The 16,390-nt window shown below is 71.6% G+C and carries 14 protein-coding genes; 7 read left to right on the forward strand and 7 right to left on the reverse strand.

Going from position 1 to position 16,390, the window contains the following annotated elements; translation table 11 throughout:
• Positions 1-78: 78 nt before the first annotated feature.
• The gene (locus tag J8N05_RS14370; RefSeq protein WP_210883061.1) at positions 79-726 is read right to left on the reverse strand and encodes a TetR family transcriptional regulator; all 648 of its coding nucleotides are present in this window, start codon (positions 724-726) and stop codon (positions 79-81) included.
• 231 nt (positions 727-957) lie between these two features.
• On the opposite strand from J8N05_RS14370, the gene J8N05_RS14375 reads away from it, so the two are divergent.
• From J8N05_RS14375 to J8N05_RS14385, 3 genes are read left to right on the forward strand one after another with little or no spacing between them, the layout of a single operon-like run.
• Positions 958-2,397: a glycosyltransferase family 4 protein gene (locus J8N05_RS14375; protein WP_407699906.1), complete on the forward strand. Its 1,440-nt coding sequence runs from the start codon at positions 958-960 to the stop codon at positions 2,395-2,397.
• Entirely contained in the window at positions 2,391-3,134 is a 744-nt protein-coding gene (locus tag J8N05_RS14380) for a class I SAM-dependent methyltransferase (RefSeq protein WP_107018434.1), read from the forward strand. The genes J8N05_RS14375 and J8N05_RS14380 overlap by 7 nt, the downstream gene beginning before the upstream one ends.
• The gene (locus J8N05_RS14385) at positions 3,131-4,201 is read left to right on the forward strand and encodes a prenyltransferase/squalene oxidase repeat-containing protein (protein WP_210883062.1); all 1,071 of its coding nucleotides are present in this window, start codon (positions 3,131-3,133) and stop codon (positions 4,199-4,201) included. The genes J8N05_RS14380 and J8N05_RS14385 overlap by 4 nt, the downstream gene beginning before the upstream one ends.
• A 31-nt stretch (positions 4,202-4,232) precedes the next feature.
• On the opposite strand, the gene J8N05_RS14390 is transcribed toward J8N05_RS14385, so the two are convergent.
• Positions 4,233-4,523: a hypothetical protein gene (locus J8N05_RS14390; protein WP_210883064.1), complete on the reverse strand. Its 291-nt coding sequence runs from the start codon at positions 4,521-4,523 to the stop codon at positions 4,233-4,235.
• A 157-nt stretch (positions 4,524-4,680) separates the two neighbouring features.
• On the opposite strand from J8N05_RS14390, the gene J8N05_RS14395 reads away from it, so the two are divergent.
• From J8N05_RS14395 to J8N05_RS14405, 3 genes are read left to right on the forward strand one after another with little or no spacing between them, the layout of a single operon-like run.
• On the forward strand, positions 4,681-6,015 hold the full coding sequence (locus J8N05_RS14395; RefSeq protein WP_247706274.1) for a hypothetical protein: 1,335 nt from the start codon (positions 4,681-4,683) through the stop codon (positions 6,013-6,015).
• The gene (locus tag J8N05_RS14400) at positions 6,012-7,625 is read left to right on the forward strand and encodes a vWA domain-containing protein (protein ID WP_247706275.1); all 1,614 of its coding nucleotides are present in this window, start codon (positions 6,012-6,014) and stop codon (positions 7,623-7,625) included. Before J8N05_RS14395 ends, J8N05_RS14400 begins: the two co-directional genes overlap by 4 nt.
• A complete protein-coding gene (locus J8N05_RS14405) occupies positions 7,612-8,400 on the forward strand; it encodes a hypothetical protein (protein ID WP_210883065.1) in 789 nt (262 codons plus the stop codon). The genes J8N05_RS14400 and J8N05_RS14405 overlap by 14 nt, the downstream gene beginning before the upstream one ends.
• Positions 8,401-8,675: 275 nt before the next feature.
• On the opposite strand, the gene J8N05_RS14410 is transcribed toward J8N05_RS14405, so the two are convergent.
• The 5 genes from J8N05_RS14410 to J8N05_RS14430 form a co-directional block, all read right to left on the reverse strand.
• Entirely contained in the window at positions 8,676-9,683 is a 1,008-nt protein-coding gene (locus J8N05_RS14410; protein ID WP_210883066.1) for an LLM class F420-dependent oxidoreductase, read from the reverse strand.
• Between the two features lie 127 nt (positions 9,684-9,810).
• Positions 9,811-10,665 carry a hypothetical protein gene (locus J8N05_RS14415; protein WP_210883067.1) on the reverse strand — a complete coding sequence of 285 codons (855 nt, stop codon included), beginning with the start codon at positions 10,663-10,665 and terminating at the stop codon, positions 9,811-9,813.
• A gap of 158 nt (positions 10,666-10,823) precedes the next feature.
• Positions 10,824-11,807, reverse strand: coding sequence for an N-acetylmuramoyl-L-alanine amidase (locus J8N05_RS14420; RefSeq protein WP_210883068.1), 984 nt, complete (start codon positions 11,805-11,807; stop codon positions 10,824-10,826).
• A 98-nt stretch (positions 11,808-11,905) separates the two neighbouring features.
• Positions 11,906-12,556 (reverse strand): class I SAM-dependent methyltransferase, encoded by a 651-nt coding sequence (locus J8N05_RS14425; protein WP_210883069.1) that lies wholly within the window; start codon positions 12,554-12,556, stop codon positions 11,906-11,908.
• 505 nt (positions 12,557-13,061) lie between these two features.
• Positions 13,062-14,819 carry an MFS transporter gene (locus tag J8N05_RS14430; protein ID WP_210883071.1) on the reverse strand — a complete coding sequence of 586 codons (1,758 nt, stop codon included), beginning with the start codon at positions 14,817-14,819 and terminating at the stop codon, positions 13,062-13,064.
• Positions 14,820-15,035: 216 nt separating this feature from the next.
• Between J8N05_RS14430 and J8N05_RS14435 the strand changes: the two genes are divergently transcribed.
• Entirely contained in the window at positions 15,036-16,232 is a 1,197-nt protein-coding gene (locus J8N05_RS14435; RefSeq protein WP_210883073.1) for a lipid-transfer protein, read from the forward strand.
• The last annotated feature ends 158 nt before the right edge of the window (positions 16,233-16,390 follow it).

Raw genomic sequence — 16,390 nt, forward strand, 5'->3', positions numbered from 1 at the left:
TCAGGGGCGCGGGGAACTGCGCGACCAGCCACGACGCACCCGCGCCCGGCAACGCGCCATGCGTGCAGCCCCGCAGCGTCAGTCCCGTGGGGATGTCAGGTCGATCAGGCGGCAGACCGTTTCAATGTCGATCTTCACCTGGGCGATCGAGGCCCGGCCGGAGAGCCAGGTGATCAGGGCCGAGTGCCAGGTGTGCTCGATCACGCGGACCGCGGAGAGCTGGGCGGGCGTCGGGTCGTCGAGGCCCATCGCGTCGAGGATGATCACCGTCGTCTGGCGGGAGACCTGGTCGACCTCCGGACTGACGCTGCGGTCGGCGAAGGTGAGGGCGCGGACCATCGCGTCCGCGAGATGCGGCTCGCGCTGCAGCGCGCGGAAGGCGCGCATCAGCGTCTCCGCCACCCGCTCCGCCGCCGTGTCCCCCGTCGGCGGCTTCTTGCGGAGCGTGCCGTGCATATGGGCCAGCTGGTCCTGCATGGTCGCGACCAGCAGATGCACCTTCGACGGGAAGTAGCGGTAGAGCGTGCCGAGGGCCACCTGGGACGACTCCGCGACCTCCCGCATCTGGACCGCGTCGAAGCCGCCCCGGCTCGCCAGCTGCGCGCTCGCGTGCAGGATCCGCCGTCGGCGCGCCTCCTGGCGCTCGGTGAGCGGGGGAGTGACCGGCTGCGCGGCCCGTACGGGCGGCTGCGCGGCCTTCGCCGCAGTCTTGGCTTCCGCAGGCATGGATCCCGTTCCGTGACGTTCGTACAACAGAGGGCGGTGGGGCGGGCGGGGGCGGGTCGGGTGACAGCAGAGTAGAGGTCCCGCCGTGGCGTGAATCACCCGATCCACCGCTCACAGGAGGGCTACCTGCCGGTAGATTCAGTGCTCCCTGAACGATCAAGTCTGAAACTTGTTCTAGATTACCGTCCCGAAGTAATCTCGCGGGAACGTGCTGGAAGAAGGGGGCCGAGAGTGACCCATGAGGCCATGGAGGCAGGCCTCCACGCGGGCTCGGCCGCCGACGCCGACCGACCGCTGCGCATCGCGCTCCTCACCTATAAAGGGAACCCGTTCTGCGGCGGCCAGGGTGTCTATGTACGTCACCTCTCGCGTGAGCTCGCCCGGCTGGGCCACCACGTCGAGGTGATCGGCTCGCAGCCCTACCCGGTGCTCGACGAGGGCGAGGACCTGGACGGGCTCTCCCTCACCGAGCTGCCCAGTCTCGACCTGTACCGCTCGCCCGACCCCTTCCGTACGCCGAAGCGCGACGAGTTCCGCGACTGGATCGACGCGGTCGAGGTCGGCACGATGTGGACCGGGGGCTTCCCCGAGCCGCTGACGTTCTCGCTGCGCGCCCGCCGCCATCTGCGCGCCCGGCGCGGCGACTTCGACGTCGTGCACGACAACCAGACGCTGGGGTACGGGCTGTTGGGCGACGTGGGCGCCCCGCTGGTCACCACCATCCACCACCCCATCACCGTGGACCGGCAGTTGGAGCTGGACGCCGCCGGAAGCCGCCGCAAACGGGCGTCCGTGCGCCGCTGGTACGCGTTCACGCGGATGCAGAAGCGGGTCGCGCGCCGTCTGACGTCCGTGTTGACCGTGTCCGGCACGTCCCGCCAGGAGATCGTCGACCACCTCGGCGTACGCGACGAGCGGATCCACGTCGTCCACATCGGCGCCGACACCGACCTCTTCTCGCCCGATCCGTCCGTGCCGAAGGTGCCCGGCCGGATCGTCACGACCTCCAGCGCCGACGTCCCCCTCAAGGGGCTCGTCTTCCTCGTCGAGGCGCTCGCCAAGGTCCGCACCGAGCACCCCGCCGCGCACCTCGTCGTCGTCGGCAGGCGCGCCGAGGACGGGCCGGTCGCCCAACTCATCGAGCGGTACGGGCTCGAAGACGCCGTCGAGTTCGTGAAGGGCATCTCGGACGCGGAACTCGTCGACCTCGTACGGTCCGCCGAGGTCGCCTGCGTGCCGTCCCTGTACGAGGGGTTCTCGCTGCCCGCCGCCGAGGCGATGGCCACGGGTACGCCCCTGGTGGCCACCACCGGCGGGGCCATCCCCGAGGTCGCGGGGCCCGACGGCGAGACCTGCCTGGCCGTGCCGCCCGGCGACGCGGGGGCGCTGGCCGTCGCGCTGAGCAGGGTGTTGGGCGACCCCGGTCTGCGTGCGCGGCTCGGCTCGGCCGGGCGTGCGCGCGTACTGGAGAAGTTCACCTGGGCCCGCGCCGCGGAAGGGACGGTGGCCCGCTACCGCGAGGCGATCGCGAACGCCCACCGCTCCGAGCCGGCAGCACACAGCCGCTCCGCGCCAGGAACGGACAGCCGCTCCGCGGCCCGACAGGAGGGGGCGGCCCCCGCCGCCACCCCCGTGGACACCCCTCACCGTGAAAGCAGGACCACGTGCTGACCGTCGACTTCTCCCGGTTTCCGCTCGCCCCGGGGGACCGTGTGCTGGATCTCGGATGCGGGGCCGGACGCCACGCCTTCGAGTGCTACCGGCGCGGCGCCCAGGTCGTCGCACTGGACCAGAACGGTGAGGAGATCCGCGAGGTCGCCAAGTGGTTCGCCGCGATGAAGGAGGCGGGTGAGGCGCCGGAGGGCGCCACCGCCACCGCGATGGAGGGCGACGCGCTGCGGCTGCCCTTCCCCGACGAGTCCTTCGACGTCGTCATCATCTCCGAGGTGATGGAGCACATCCCGGACGACAAGGGCGTGCTCGCCGAGATGGTCCGCGTGCTGCGGCCCGGCGGGCGCATAGCGATCACCGTGCCGCGCTACGGGCCCGAGAAGGTCTGCTGGTCGCTGTCGGACGCGTACCACGAGGTCGAGGGCGGACACATCCGCATCTACAAGGCGGACGAACTGCTCGGCAAGATCCGCGAGGCGGGCCTGCGGCCGTACGGCACGCACCACGCCCACGCGCTGCACAGCCCCTACTGGTGGCTCAAGTGCGCGTTCGGCGTCGACAACGACAAGGCGCTGCCGGTACGGGCGTACCACAAGCTCCTCGTCTGGGACATCATGAAGAAGCCCCTCGCGACCCGGGTCGCCGAACAGGCGCTCAACCCGCTGATCGGCAAGAGCTTCGTCGCGTACGCGACCAAGCCGCACCTGCCCGCGGCCACCCTCACGGACGCTTCGTGACGACTCCGCGCACCGAACACCTCGTCCTGACCGGGGTGCTCACCGCGGAAGAGGCCGCGCAGACCGTCCGGGGCATCCTGGCCGTCCAGCGCACGGACGGCGCCATCCCGTGGTTCCGCGGCCACCACCTCGACCCGTGGGACCACACCGAAGCCGCCATGGCCCTGGACGCGGCCGGCGAGCACGAGGCCGCCGCCCGCGCCTACGAGTGGCTGGCACGGCACCAGAACGAGGACGGCTCCTGGTACGCGGCCTACGCCGACGGGGACGCCGCCGAGGTCACCGACCGCGGGCGCGAGACCAACTTCTGCGCGTACATCGCCGTCGGCGTGTGGCACCACTACCTGGCCACCGGCGACGACACCTTCCTGGACCGGATGTGGCCCGCGGTGTTCGCGGCCGTCGAGTTCGTCCTCGAACTCCAGCGGCCCGGCGGGCAGATCGGCTGGAAGCGCGAGGACGACGGCCGGGCCGTCGAGGACGCGCTGCTGACCGGGAGTTCGTCCGTCCACCACGCCCTGCGCTGCGCGCTCGCCATCGCCGAGGAGCGCGAAGAGCCGCAGCCCGACTGGGAGTTGGCGGTGGGCGCGCTGCGCCACGCGATCCGCCGGCACCCCGAGCGGTTCCTCGACAAGGACCGCTACTCGATGGACTGGTACTACCCGGTGCTGGGCGGCGCGCTCACCGGCGCCGAGGCGAAGGAGCGCATCGAGCGGGACTGGGACCGGTTCGTCGTCCCGGATCTCGGTGTGCGCTGCGTGGTGCCCAACCCGTGGGTGACGGGCGGCGAATCGGCCGAACTCGCCCTGGCCCTGTGGGTCGTGGGCGAGTCCGACCGGGCGCTGGAGATACTGCAGTCGATCCAGCACCTGCGCGACCCGGCGACGGGCCTGTACTGGACCGGTTATGTCTTCGACTCACGGGCGATCTGGCCGGAGGAACTCACCACGTGGACGGCGGGTTCCCTGCTCCTCGCCGTGGCCGCACTGGGCGGCGACGAGGCGACCTGCGCGGTCTTCGGCGGCGACCGCCTGCCGTTCGGACTGGACCCCGACTGCTGCCGGTAGGGGGTCGGGCGCGTACATGGCCGGGACGGGATCAGCTGCGTACGCGATTGGCGATCGCGTGCCCGATGAAGAGGTAGACGACGGCTGCGAGACCGTAGCCCGCGACGACCCGTGCCCACTGCTCGTCGAACGTGAACAGGTCGTGCGACCAGCCGGCGAGCCAACGTGCGGAGTCATGGATGAACTGGACGAACGAATTGCCCTGGTTGGCGTCCAGCAGGTACATGAGGATCCAGAGGCCGAGGATGCAGGCCATGATGTCGGCAACGACGGCTATGACGCGGCCGGCTGAGTGGGAACCGTTGCGATATCGAGGGGACATGTCATGCGGGTAGCCCTTGAATCCCGTATGAAACCTCCGGCTCTCCTCGTGATGGTTCGTCAGCCCGTACCCTGGATCTCAACTGCCGTTCGCCGTGAGGTGGTTCGGCGGTAAGCACGGTCACCGACGATCTGCCCCACAGTAGGGGGAGACGCCGGTGTCCGCGAACAGAGCCGAGAGACCCGCACGACCCGTCGCACGATCCGCGGGACCCGCCCGCACCGATCCGCCCACCGGCCCCGGACCCGCGCAGCCCGCGGAGGAACCCCGGCTCCCGGTCGGCGGGCCCGTCCGGAGCCGGCTGCGCCGCACGCTGGCCCTCGCGCTGCCCGTCCCCGTCGTCGGCCTCGTCCTGCTCCTGGCCTCCGGCCATCTGACGCTGCCGCTCGACCGGATCGTCACCATCGAGGCGAAGATGGCCTCCAAGCGGGACTTCTTCGAGAACCCCGAGGTCCGGCGCATCCTCATGAAGCACGGCTTCCGGGTGCACATCACCCGCATGGGCTCCCGGGACATCGCCACGCAGGACGTCGCGGGGTACGACGTCGTCTTCCCCTCCGGACAGCCCGCCGCGGACCTGATCACCCGCGAACGCGCCGAGGCCGGCCACCCCGCCCTCACCTACCGGCCCTTCGTCAGCCCCATCGTCCTCGCCACGTACCGGGAGTACGCCGAGACGCTGGACGACGCGGACATCGCCGAGCCCCAGCCGGCCGACACCTCCGACACCTCCGACAGCTCTGCCGACGGCTCCGCCGAACCGCTGTACTACACGCTCGACATGGGCAAGTTCCTGCGGCAGACGAAGCAGGGCAGGCGCTGGGACGACCTGGGCATCTCGAAGCACGGCGTCCACAACGGCAACAAGATCCTCGCCCAGACCTCGGACGTCTGCGACTCCAACTCCGGCGGCACCTACCTCGGCCTCGTCTCCTTCGTATGGCACGGCAACGACGCTCCCGGCAACGGCAAGGACGCCGACAGCTACGCGCGGGACATCAAGGACCTGCTCATCGAACAGGGACTGCCGGGCTCCGAGCGCGCCGAGACCTACCTGTCCGTGGACGGCAAGAGCATCGCCCCGATCTCGGTGATCTACGAGCACCAGTTCCTGGCCCACCAGATCCGCTACGAGGCCGAGCACGGCAGGCCGGACAGCGGACGCGTCCTGCTCTACCCCTCGACCCGGTTCGTCACCGAACCCCAGCTCGTCGCCCTCACCGGGGACGGCGAACGGCTCGGCGAACTGGTCACCGAGGATCCCGAACTCCAGCACAAGGCGATGGAGTTGGGCTTCCGGGTGCGGGACGCCACCAGCGACTCGACCAGCGACCAGCTGGCGGCCTTCCTGGCGGACCGCGGCATCCAGGTGCCGGCCACCTCGGCCGACGACACCAAGGCGGTCCTGCCCCGGCTGCCCCTGCTGGAGCGGATGATCCAGACGGTCGGCGAGTGCCCGCCCGCGCAGTCGCCTCGGCAGGACGCCAAGTGAGGCGCGCGACAAGCATTCTGACGCTGTGTCTGGCATTGGCCGTCACGCTCACGCTGTCCCTGACCGCGGCCTGCTCCGGCGCCGGTGACGAGGACCCGACCACCCTGCGCGTCCTCGCCGGCCCCGATCTCGCCGTACTGGAGCCGCTGCTTGACGAGTTGAGGTCCGAGACCGGGGTCGAGCTGAAGATGGACTACCGGGCCGACGCCGACACCGGCGAGGAGCTGGCCGCCGCCGGAGCCTCCACCGCGAAGGGCGGCGGCGGCCACGAGGCCGCCTGGCTCTCCACCGACCGCTCCTTCCAGCTGCGCCACAAGGACATCGCCCGGGGGCTGCTGCGCACCCCGACCATGCTCTCGCCGGTCGTGGTCGGCCTGCGCGCCGACGCGGCACGCGCACTCCACGCCAAGTCGCCGGGCACGCAACTGAGTTGGGCCGACCTCGCCGACGCCGCCGCCACCGGCACCCTGCGCTTCGGCATGGCCGACCCGCGGCGGACGGGGACCGGCCTCGCCGCACTCGTCGGCGTCGCCACCGCGGCGGCCGGCACCGGCGGCGCCCTGCGCGAGGACGACGTCTCCTGCGACCGGCTGCGCGGCTTCCGCTCCGGACAGCGGATCACCGCCGCCTCCACCCGCGACCTCCTCGACGACTTCACCGACCACCCCGGTAGGGCGAACGCGCTCATCACCTACGAGTCCGACCTCCTCGCCCTCGACTCCGGCGGCCGGCTCAAGGAGGAGCTGGAGATCGTGCGCCCCAAGGACGGCACGGTCCTCGCCGACTTCCCGCTGCTCCTCCTCGACCCGGGCCGACGGGCCGCCTACGACAAGGTCGTCCAGTGGCTGCGGCAGGACTCCGTACAGCGGAAGATCATGCGGACGGCACTGCGGCGCCCGGTGAACCCGTCGGTCGCCAGGGAGGGGGAGCTGCGGGCGCCTCTCGGCAACGCGCTCTACTTCCCCGACCGGCCGGACGTCCTGGAACGCCTCCTCGACGACTACGGCGATCCTGCCCACCGCGTCGCGGACCAGGTCGTCTTCCTGCTCGACTTCTCCGGCTCGATGCGCGGGCAACGCATGGCGGAGCTGCGCGAGGCGTTCGCCGACCTCAGCGGCGCGGACTCCTCGGCGACGGGCGCCTTCGCCCGCTTCTACCAGGGCGAACGGCTGACCGTCGTACGGTTCGGCGGCCGGGTCCTGGAGGAACGGACCGTCACCGTGCGGGGACAGCGGGACCTGCGCACCCTCGCCGACGTCGTCGCCCGCGGCGGCTACGGCGACGCGACCGCCGTCTGGACCGCGCTCGACCACGGCTACCGCACGGCCTCCGCCGCGCTGGCCGACGAACCCGAACGGTCCGTGTCCATCGTGCTGATGACGGACGGCGAGAACAACGCGGGCATCGCGTACGAGGAGTTCGTACGCCGTTACGAGGCGCGGTCCGCCGGAACCCGTGCCGCGGTCCACACCTACCCCGTGCACTTCGGGGAGGCAGACGCCGGAGCCCTTCGGCGCGCCGCCGACAGGACGGGCGGACGCATGGTGGACGCGGACGCGCGGGGATCGTCCCTTTCCGAGGCGTTCAAGGAGATCCGTGGCTGTCGTTGACGCGCAGTGGTGGGGTGTGTGGTGGCCGTGGATGACGGTGTGGCTCGTCACCGCGGCCGGTGTGGTGACGGTCTGCGCCGTGCTGGTGCGGCATGTGCGGGAACGCGGGCGCGGGAGCCTCGGCCGGCGGGGTGTGGGGCAGAGGTCCGCGTACAGCGTCTGCTTCTACCTGGACGAGAAGGCGGTGATGGATCTCTACAGGATCGGCAACTACAGCGCGGCGCTGGAAGAGGCCGTCGAACACCGCACCAACGTCAACACCAGCGTGGGACTGTGGGGCAGGCTGCTGCCGTGGACGGTCAAGGCCAACCGGGACGTCACGCAGGAGAAGTTCAGCAGTTACGTGGCCAAGAGCGAGCCGATCTCCGTGATCGGGATGCTGCTGGACGCGTTCGAACGGGCCGATGTCATCGTCCACGCGGACCTGCGCACCGGGGATGTCACTCCGAACCGCGCCCTCGCCGAGGCGCTCGGTGGCGGGGCCGACGGGGGTGGTGTCGCGCTCAGCGACATCGAGGAGTTCGTGTCGGTCCGGGGGCGCTTCCTGGTGGAGCCGCAGCCGGAATCCGGGGCGGCGCGGGAGATCGTGCTGCGGGCCCCGTACGGCGACGACGCCGAGCGGCCCGCGCACGTCCGTGTGACGTGCGCGCCGGGGGGTCTGCGCAACGAGCGCCTCGGCAGTGGCACGTTCCAGGCGCGGTGCCTCGGCAAGATGACGGGGTGGCGTGAGGACACGCGCGAGGTCACGCTGGAAGCGATAGCCATATTCCGCTGACCCACCCTGCGGTGACCTGCGGGTCCGCGTCCCTGAAGGCCGGGGCCGGGGTGACGTCTCGCCTGCGGGTCCGCTGTGGCTGGCCGCGCAGTTCCCCGCGCCCCTGAAACCCCGGGGGTGCGTTGTCGTCTGCGAGTCCGCTGTGGCTGATCGCGCAGTTCCCCGCGCCCCTAAAAGCAGGGGCTTCTGGCGGGCCCCGTTAGGGGCGCGGGGAACTGCGCGGCCAGCCCCCACCGGGCCCGCAGGTGAAGAAACAGTCCAGCTCAGCGCCGCTGTCAGTTCAGGTCTGCCAGGACTCTTAGCGTGTGGGGGTCCGGGGACAGGAGCAGGAGGTCCGTCACCGGACCCTTGCGCCACAGGTCCAGACGTTCAGCGATCCGTTCGCGCGGGCCGATCAAGGAGATCTCGTCCGCGAACGCATCCGGCACGGCAAGCACCGCCTCCTCCCGCCGCCCCGCCAGAAACAACTCCTGCACCCGCCGAGCCTCCTCCTCGAACCCCATCCGCCCCATCAGATCCGCATGGAAGTTGCGCGCCGCATGCCCCATCCCCCCGATGTAGAAGCCGAGCATCGCCTTCACCGGCAGCAACCCCTCGGCGACGTCGTCGCACACCTTCGCCCGGGCCATCGGAGCGACGAGGAACCCCTCGGGCGCGGCGTCCAGGGAAGCCTCGTACACCGCTGTCCGCATCGGCGACCAGTACAACGGCAGCCAGCCGTCCGCGATCCGTGCCGTCTGGGCGATGTTCTTCGGCCCCTCGGCGCCCAGCAGGACGGGCAGGCCGGACCGGAGCGGGTGCGTGATGGGCTTGAGGGCCTTGCCGAGCCCGGTGCCGTCCGCGCCCCGGTACGGGTGGGAGTGGAAGCGGCCGTCCAGTTCGACCGGCCCCTCGCGCCGCAGGACCTGGCGTACGACGTCGACGTACTCCCGGGTCGCTGTGAGCGGTGACTTCGGGAACGGGCGCCCGTACCAGCCCTCGACGACCTGCGGCCCGGACAGCCCGAGGCCGAGCATCACGCGCCCGCCCGAGAGGTGGTCGAGTGTGAGCGCGTGCATCGCCGTCGTGGTGGGGGAGCGGGCCGCCATCTGCGCAACCGCCGTACCCAGCTTGATCCTTGAGGTCCGCGCGGCGATCCAGGTGAGCGGGGTGAAGGCGTCCGAGCCCCAGGACTCGGCGGTCCACACCGAGTCGTAGCCGAGCCGTTCCGCCTCCAGGGCGAGGGGCACATGGTCGGCCGAGGGGCCGCGGCCCCAGTATCCGAGGGCGAGTCCGAGCCGCATACACCACTCCTGACGGTACGTCAGATGTCATCCGGGCCGGCCCGACTGTACGGGAACGGCCCCCCGCCCGGAAGGGCTCCGAGGAGCACCCTGGGCGGAGGGCCGTGACGGACCGGCGGTGACGGGGTCAGCCGCGCTGGATCCCGGACGTGTCCTGCAGCACACCGCGGCGGCCGTCCTGCGTCTGGGCCACCAGGCTCGGACCGCGCTGCTCGACGGCCAAGTACCACGTACCCGGCGCCAGTTCGGCGATCGGCGTGGGCGAACCGTCCTCCGCGAACAGCGGACGGGCCACCGGCACCGCGAACCAGAACGGGGCGAAGTCACCCGCGGGCTGCTGCGCCTGCGGAGCCTGCGCCTGGTGGGGCTGCTGCGGCTGGGGCTGGCCGGGCTGGCCGCCGAACGGCTGGCCCTGCTGCGGCTGACCGGGCTGGCCGCCGAACGACGGGCCCGGCTGCTGGGCGCCCGGGTAGCCGTAACCACCCTGCGGCTGACCGCCGTAGGGCTGCGGGGCGGCCGGCTTCGGGGGCGGCAGGAGCGCGCCCTTGAGGGCCGGGACCAGCGGGGTGGCGATCGCCGCACCGGCGAGCACCAGCGTGGCGATGAAGCTGAGGATGAGGCCGGTGCCGCTGCCGATGGCGTCACTGCCACCGTTGTTGTCGAAGCCGCCGGCCGGGTCGAAGATGTTCCCGAGGGCGCTCCAGGCGGCGAACACCGTGAAGGCGACACCGAACGGACCGAGGTCGAGACCGGCGACCTTCGGCGCCTGCGGCAGACCGCGGGCGACGACGATCAGCGCGGCGCCGATGATCCCGGCCAGGGTGACGCTCAGGAGGACCGGGCCACTTCCCCAGGCGTTCGGGATGTCGGCGCTGTCGGGGGCCCCGTCGATCGAGTAGATGTCGAGGAACGACGCGATCAACAGCAGAACCGCTGCTCCGATCACCACGCCGTCGCCCCTAGTGAGGGAGCGGATATTCACTTCAGGTCCTTCGTCAGTCGTCTCGTCATCGGTAGAGGCGTCGCTCCCACCACGTCGCCGTCAGGTCGTGGTGTGCAGCGCAGGGGTGGCCCCTTATCGTAGGGAGGACACTATCGCCCGCCCTACACGGGTGTCCGCCCGGATGTCCCCTCTGATCGCTACCCGCGCAGGAAACTCACGATTCCCTCAGAGATTCCCTCCGCCGCCTTCTGCCGCCAAGTGCCGCTGGTCAGCTGCGCGGAGTCCTTGGTGTCACGCATGTTGCCGCACTCGATGAACACCTTCGGAACCGTTGACAGATTGAGACCGCCGAGGTCTTTGCGGACATCGAGGCCGGTCCCGTCACCGATGTAGTTGGAGGGCGGCCCGCCCGTGGTGCGCAGGAAACCGCCGGCGATGCGTTCGCCGAGCGCGCGCGACGAGGCCACGATGGGGCGGGTGTCGGCGGCGCCGGAGTGCACCGAGCCCGGCAGGATCACATGGAAGCCGCGGTTGCCGGCCGCCGAGCCGTCCGCGTGGATCGACACGACGGCGTCCGCCTCGGCCTTGTTGCCGATCTCGGCCCGCTCGTCGACGCACGGGCCCCAGGCGCGGTCGCCGTCCTGGGTGAACTTCACCGTGGCGCCCTCCTTCTTGAGGATCGTGCGCAGCCGGTGCGAGACGTCGAGGGTGAACTCGGCCTCGGTGTAACCGGCGTTGGTCGACGTGCCCGTCGTGTCGCACTCCTTCCAGTTCGTCCCGATGTTCACCTTGCGGTTGATGTCGGACGGGTGCCGGAAGTTGCCGGGGTTGTGACCGGGGTCGATGACGACGACCTTGCCCTTGAGGGGGCCGGAGCCGGCGGGGGCGCCGGACTCCTCGCCGCCGCCCGACTGGCCGGTGCCGCCGCCGGTCTGCTGTTTGCCGTCCTCGGAGGGGCCCGGCAGCTCGGACGAGGGCGCGGACGCGGCGGCGCTCGCGCTCGCCGAGGCCGACGTCTGTGCGGCCGCCGATCCGTCGCCGTCGGAGTCGCCCACCGCCTGCCACACCAGCCAGCCCACGAGGGCTCCCGGTACGAGCGCGGCGACGGCGACGGTCAGGGGTGCGCGCAGGGGGTGGCGCGGGGGGCGTGGGGGTTCGAAGTCCGGGCCTACGTATGACACGGCCAACACCTTACGGGTCGACCGGGTGGTGTGCGGGTAGGGAGGGGGCCGGGGTGGCGCTCGCCGGATCCCTCGTACGGATCCTGCCTGCGGCTCTCTCAGATCCCCTCGCCCGTGCGGCGCAGCACCCGCAGGGAGTCCGTCGCCGAGACCTCCGTGAACGCGCCGGACTCCAGCGCCCGCAGATACACGCGGTACGGCGCCTGGCCGGTGAACTCGTCCACCGGGTCGGGGAACACGTCGTGGATGAGCAGCAGCCCGCCCTCGGCGACATGGGGCGCCCAGCCCTCGTAGTCGCCGCTCGCGTGCTCGTCGGTGTGGCCGCCGTCGATGAAGACGAGGCCGAGGGGGGAGTTCCAGAAGGCGGCGATCTGCGGGGAGCGGCCGACGACCGCGACCACGTGGTCCTCCAGGCCGGCCCGGTGGAGCGTACGGCGGAAGGTCGGCAGGGTGTCCATGAGCGCCAGCTCCGGGTCGACCGTGGAGGGGTCGTGGTACTCCCAGCCGGGCTGCTGTTCCTCGCTGCCGCGGTGGTGGTCGACGGTGATCGCCGTGACACCTGCCTCGCGGGCGGCGTCGGCGAGCAGGATCGTGGAGCGGCCGCAGTACGTGCCGACCTCCAGCAGGGGCAGCCCGAGCCGTCCCGCCTCGACGGCGGCCCCGTACAGGGCGAGCCCTTCCCGCACGGGCATGAACCCCTTGGCCCCCTCGAACGCGGCGAGCACTGCGGGGGTGGGGGCCGGGGGCATGGGGTTCCTCCAGGTCGTACGTACGGATGTGCCGCCATGGTGCCCCACGCCTGCGGCAGCGCGCCGTCAGGGGCGCCCTCAAGGGGCGCGGGGAACGGCGCGCCCAGCCACGACGGGCCCGCACCCGACGACGCGGGCCTCGTGGGCGCCCCGTCAGGGGCGCGGGGAACGGCGCGAGCAACCACGACGTACCTGCACCCGACGACTGGCCCCTTAGGGGCGCGAGGAACTGCGCGGCCAGCCACGACGTGTCCGCAGCCGACGAACTGCCCCGTTAGGGGCGCGGGGAACTGCGCGGCCGGCCACGATGTGGCTGCGGTCGGCCATCCGGCCCGGGGATGCTGGGATTCGTCTGCGGGCCCGCTGTGGCTGGCCGCGCAGTTCCCCGCGCCCCTTAAGGGCGCCCTTCGGGCTGCCCAGCCCGGGGATTCGTCTGCGGGCTCGTCGTGGCTGGCCGCGCCGTTCCCCGCGCCCCTAAAGGCGCCCGCACCCCTTACGGGGCGCGCTACGCCAGGACCGTGGCGCCCGGGAGCGCGAGGTCCATCTCTATCGGGTGGTCGTCGCCGGGGTGGCTCGCCGCGGAGGCCAGCGGGCCGTGGCCGCCCGCCGTGACGGCAAGGACGTACGCGCCGGCCGCCGGCACGGCGAGCGCGTACCCGCCGTCCGCCGAGGACAGCGTCGCCCCCGCCTGCCGCCCCCGCCGGTCGATCAGCGTCACCTTGGCCCGCGCGACCGGCTCACCGTCGGAGGTGAGGACGCGGCCGCGGAACCCGGTCAGGACCGGGGCCGCCGCCGCGGGCGCAGGCTCCGACAGAGGGTCGCTGGAAGCGACCAGATGCGGCTTCGCCGCGTTCACCGCCGCCCGCCGCCCCGGCAGGAACGCCGCGAACACCAGCCCCAGCAGCACGGCACCCGTGGCGATCAGGAACGACACCCGGAAACCGTGCATCGTGGGAACCGCTACACCGCCCACCTGGTCCGCGGTGTTCGCCAGGACCATGCCGATGACGGCGCTCGACACGGACGTACCGATCGAGCGCATCAGCGTGTTGAGCCCGTTGGCCGCCCCGGTCTCCGACGCCGGCACCGCGCCGATGATCAGCGCGGGCAGCGAGGAGTACGCGAGTCCGATGCCCGCGCCCAGCACCACCGCGATGACGATGGTCTGCCAGGCGGCGCTCATCAGGCCGAGCCCGGCCCCGTACCCGACCGCGATGATCAGCAGGCCGATCATCAGGGTGACCTTGGGTCCGTACTTGGCGGAGATACGGGCGTACACCGGCGCCGTGAACATCATCGTCAGGCCGAGCGGCGCCACGCACAGGCCCGCCACGACCATGGACTGGCCGAGGCCGTAACCGGTCGACGCGGGCAGCTGGAGCAGCTGGGGCAGGACGAGGGAGACGGCGTAGAAGGCGACACCGACCATGATCGAGGCGAGGTTGGTGAAGAGGACGGCCGGGCGGGCCGTGGTGCGCAGGTCGACCAGCGGAGCCTTGACACGCAGCTCCATCACGCCCCACAGGAGGAGGACGGCCACCGCCGCGCCGAACAGGCCGAGCGTCGTGCCGGACGTCCAGCCCCAGTCGCTGCCCTTGGTGATCGGCAGCAGGAAGAGGACGAGACCGGCGGACAGGCCGAGCGCGCCGAGGATGTCGAAGGTGCCCACCGCACGCATCGGCGACTCGGGTACGAAGATCAGGGTGAGCACGATCGAGACGACGCCGAGGCCCGCCGAGCCGAAGAACAGCGCGTGCCAGTCGGCGTGCTGCGCCACCAGGGCCGCGACCGGCAGCGCCAGTCCGCCGCCGACGCCGATCGAGGAGCTCATCAGGGCCATCGCCGAGCCGAGCTTCTCGCGCGGCAGCCCGTCGCGCATCAGACCGATGCCGAGCGGGATGGCACCCATCGCGAAGCCCTGCAGGGCGCGGCCGACGATCATCACGAGCAGTTCGCTGGTGAACCCGGCGACGAGCGAGCCCACGACCATGACGGCGAGGCTGGCTATGAGCATGCGCCGCTTGCCGTAGAGGTCACCGAGGCGGCCCATGATCGGCGTGGACACGGCGCCCGCGAGCAGGGTGGAGGTCATGACCCAGGTGGCGTTGCCGGGGGAGGTGCCCAGCAGCTCCGGCAGGTCCTTGATGACCGGCACGAGCAGGGTCTGCATCACCGCGACAACGATGCCCGCGAAGGCCAGTACGGGGACGATTCCGCTGCCGCTGGGCCTTCGGGTGTGCGGATCCGTCGCTGTCCGGGTCATACGTGCGGCCTCCAGAGGCATGGGTCAGGTGGAGAGGTACGGGTACGGGGGTGCGGGGGTACGTGCAGGGTGAACCCCGTGCGCCCAGGCAACTATTCCGTTGCTTCGAGCCGCTAACGAATTCTTGACCTTCTCATTACATCTGGCCCACCCCGGACCTTCCCTCGGAATGGAACGTGTTCTAGTCTGCCGCCCTACCGGACCGTGGGGAGAGCCATGAGGACGAAGGCGTACGTCGTCGGGGTGGGCATGACCAGGTTCGAGAAGCCGGAGACACGGGACTGGCAGTACTGGGACATGGCACGGGAGGCGGGCACCGGCGCCCTCACCGACGCCGGGATCCCGTACAGCGCGGTCGAGCAGGTCCCCGTCGGTTACTGCTTCCAGGCCTCCACGGCCGGGCAGCGGGCCGCCTACGAACTGGGCCTGACCGGTGTGCCCGTCTACAACGTGAACAACAACTGCGCGACCGGCGCCACCGCGCTGATGCTCGCGCGGCAGTTCGTCGAGGGCGGCGCGAGCGACTGCGTACTGGCGCTGGGGTTCGAGAAGATGGCGCGCGGCGCGCTGGGCGGAGGAGCCGACGGCGGCGACTTCGCGACCTCGCCCGTGGCCCGCCACTACGCCGTCATGGCGGCCCGGCACGGCTTCGAGATGACGCCGCCCACCGCCCAGATCTTCGGGAACGCGGCGCGCGAGCACATGGAGAGGTACGGCACCACGGAGGCGCAGCTCGCGGCCGTGGGCGCCAAGAACCACCGGCACTCGGCGAACAATCCGTACGCGCAGTTCCAGGACGCGTACACGGTCGACGAGATCCTCGCCGCGCGGACCGTCCACTCCCCGCTGACCAAGCTCCAGTGCTCGCCCACCTCGGACGGGGCGGCGGCGGCCGTCGTCGTGTCGGAGCGGTTCGTCGAGCGGCACGGGCTGGGGGAGCGGGCCGTGGAGATCGTCGCGCAGGCGATGGCGACGGACACGGAGGAGTCGTTCGCCTCCGGGTCGTGCATCGACGTCGTCGGGCAGCCGATGTCCCGGGCCGCCGCCCGGCAGGTGTACGACAGCGCCGGGCTCGGCATCGAGGACGTCGACGTGGTGGAACTGCACGACTGCTTCTCCGTCAACGAACTGCTGACCTACGAGGCGCTCGGTATGTGCGAGCCCGGGGAGTCCGGCAAGCTCGTGGAGTCCGGCGCCACGACGTACGGCGGGCGGTGGGTGGTGAATCCCTCGGGCGGGCTCATCTCGAAGGGGCATCCGCTGGGCGCCACCGGTATCGCGCAGGTCGCCGAGCTGACCTGGCAGTTGCGGGGCGAGGCGCGGGCGCGGCAGGTGGCGGACGCGTGCGTGGGGCTCGCGCACAATGTCGGGCTCGGGGGTGCGGCGGTGGTGACACTGCTCAGACGCGCCTGACCGTCTCCAGGAGGGCGCGGCCCTGCTCTCCCTCCCACGGGGGGTCGGCGTGCACGGCCGGGTGCGGGCGCATCGTGGCTGGCCGCGCAGTTCCCCGCGCCCCTGAAAGGCAGGGGTGCGGCCTTGCTCTCCCTTCCCCGGGGGGCGTGCATGGCCGG

The organism is Streptomyces liliiviolaceus (assembly GCF_018070025.1).
Classification (GTDB): domain Bacteria; phylum Actinomycetota; class Actinomycetes; order Streptomycetales; family Streptomycetaceae; genus Streptomyces; species Streptomyces liliiviolaceus.

Coding starts and splice junctions, on each gene's coding strand:
- J8N05_RS14390 (WP_210883064.1), bottom strand. CDS start 4,523: ATGTCCCCTCGATATCGCAACGGTTCCCACTCAGCCGGCCGCGTCATA.
- J8N05_RS14370 (WP_210883061.1), bottom strand. CDS start 726: ATGCCTGCGGAAGCCAAGACTGCGGCGAAGGCCGCGCAGCCGCCCGTA.
- J8N05_RS14430 (WP_210883071.1), bottom strand. CDS start 14,819: ATGACCCGGACAGCGACGGATCCGCACACCCGAAGGCCCAGCGGCAGC.
- J8N05_RS14425 (WP_210883069.1), bottom strand. CDS start 12,556: ATGCCCCCGGCCCCCACCCCCGCAGTGCTCGCCGCGTTCGAGGGGGCC.
- J8N05_RS14410 (WP_210883066.1), bottom strand. CDS start 9,683: ATGCGGCTCGGACTCGCCCTCGGATACTGGGGCCGCGGCCCCTCGGCC.
- J8N05_RS14435 (WP_210883073.1), top strand. CDS start 15,036: ATGAGGACGAAGGCGTACGTCGTCGGGGTGGGCATGACCAGGTTCGAG.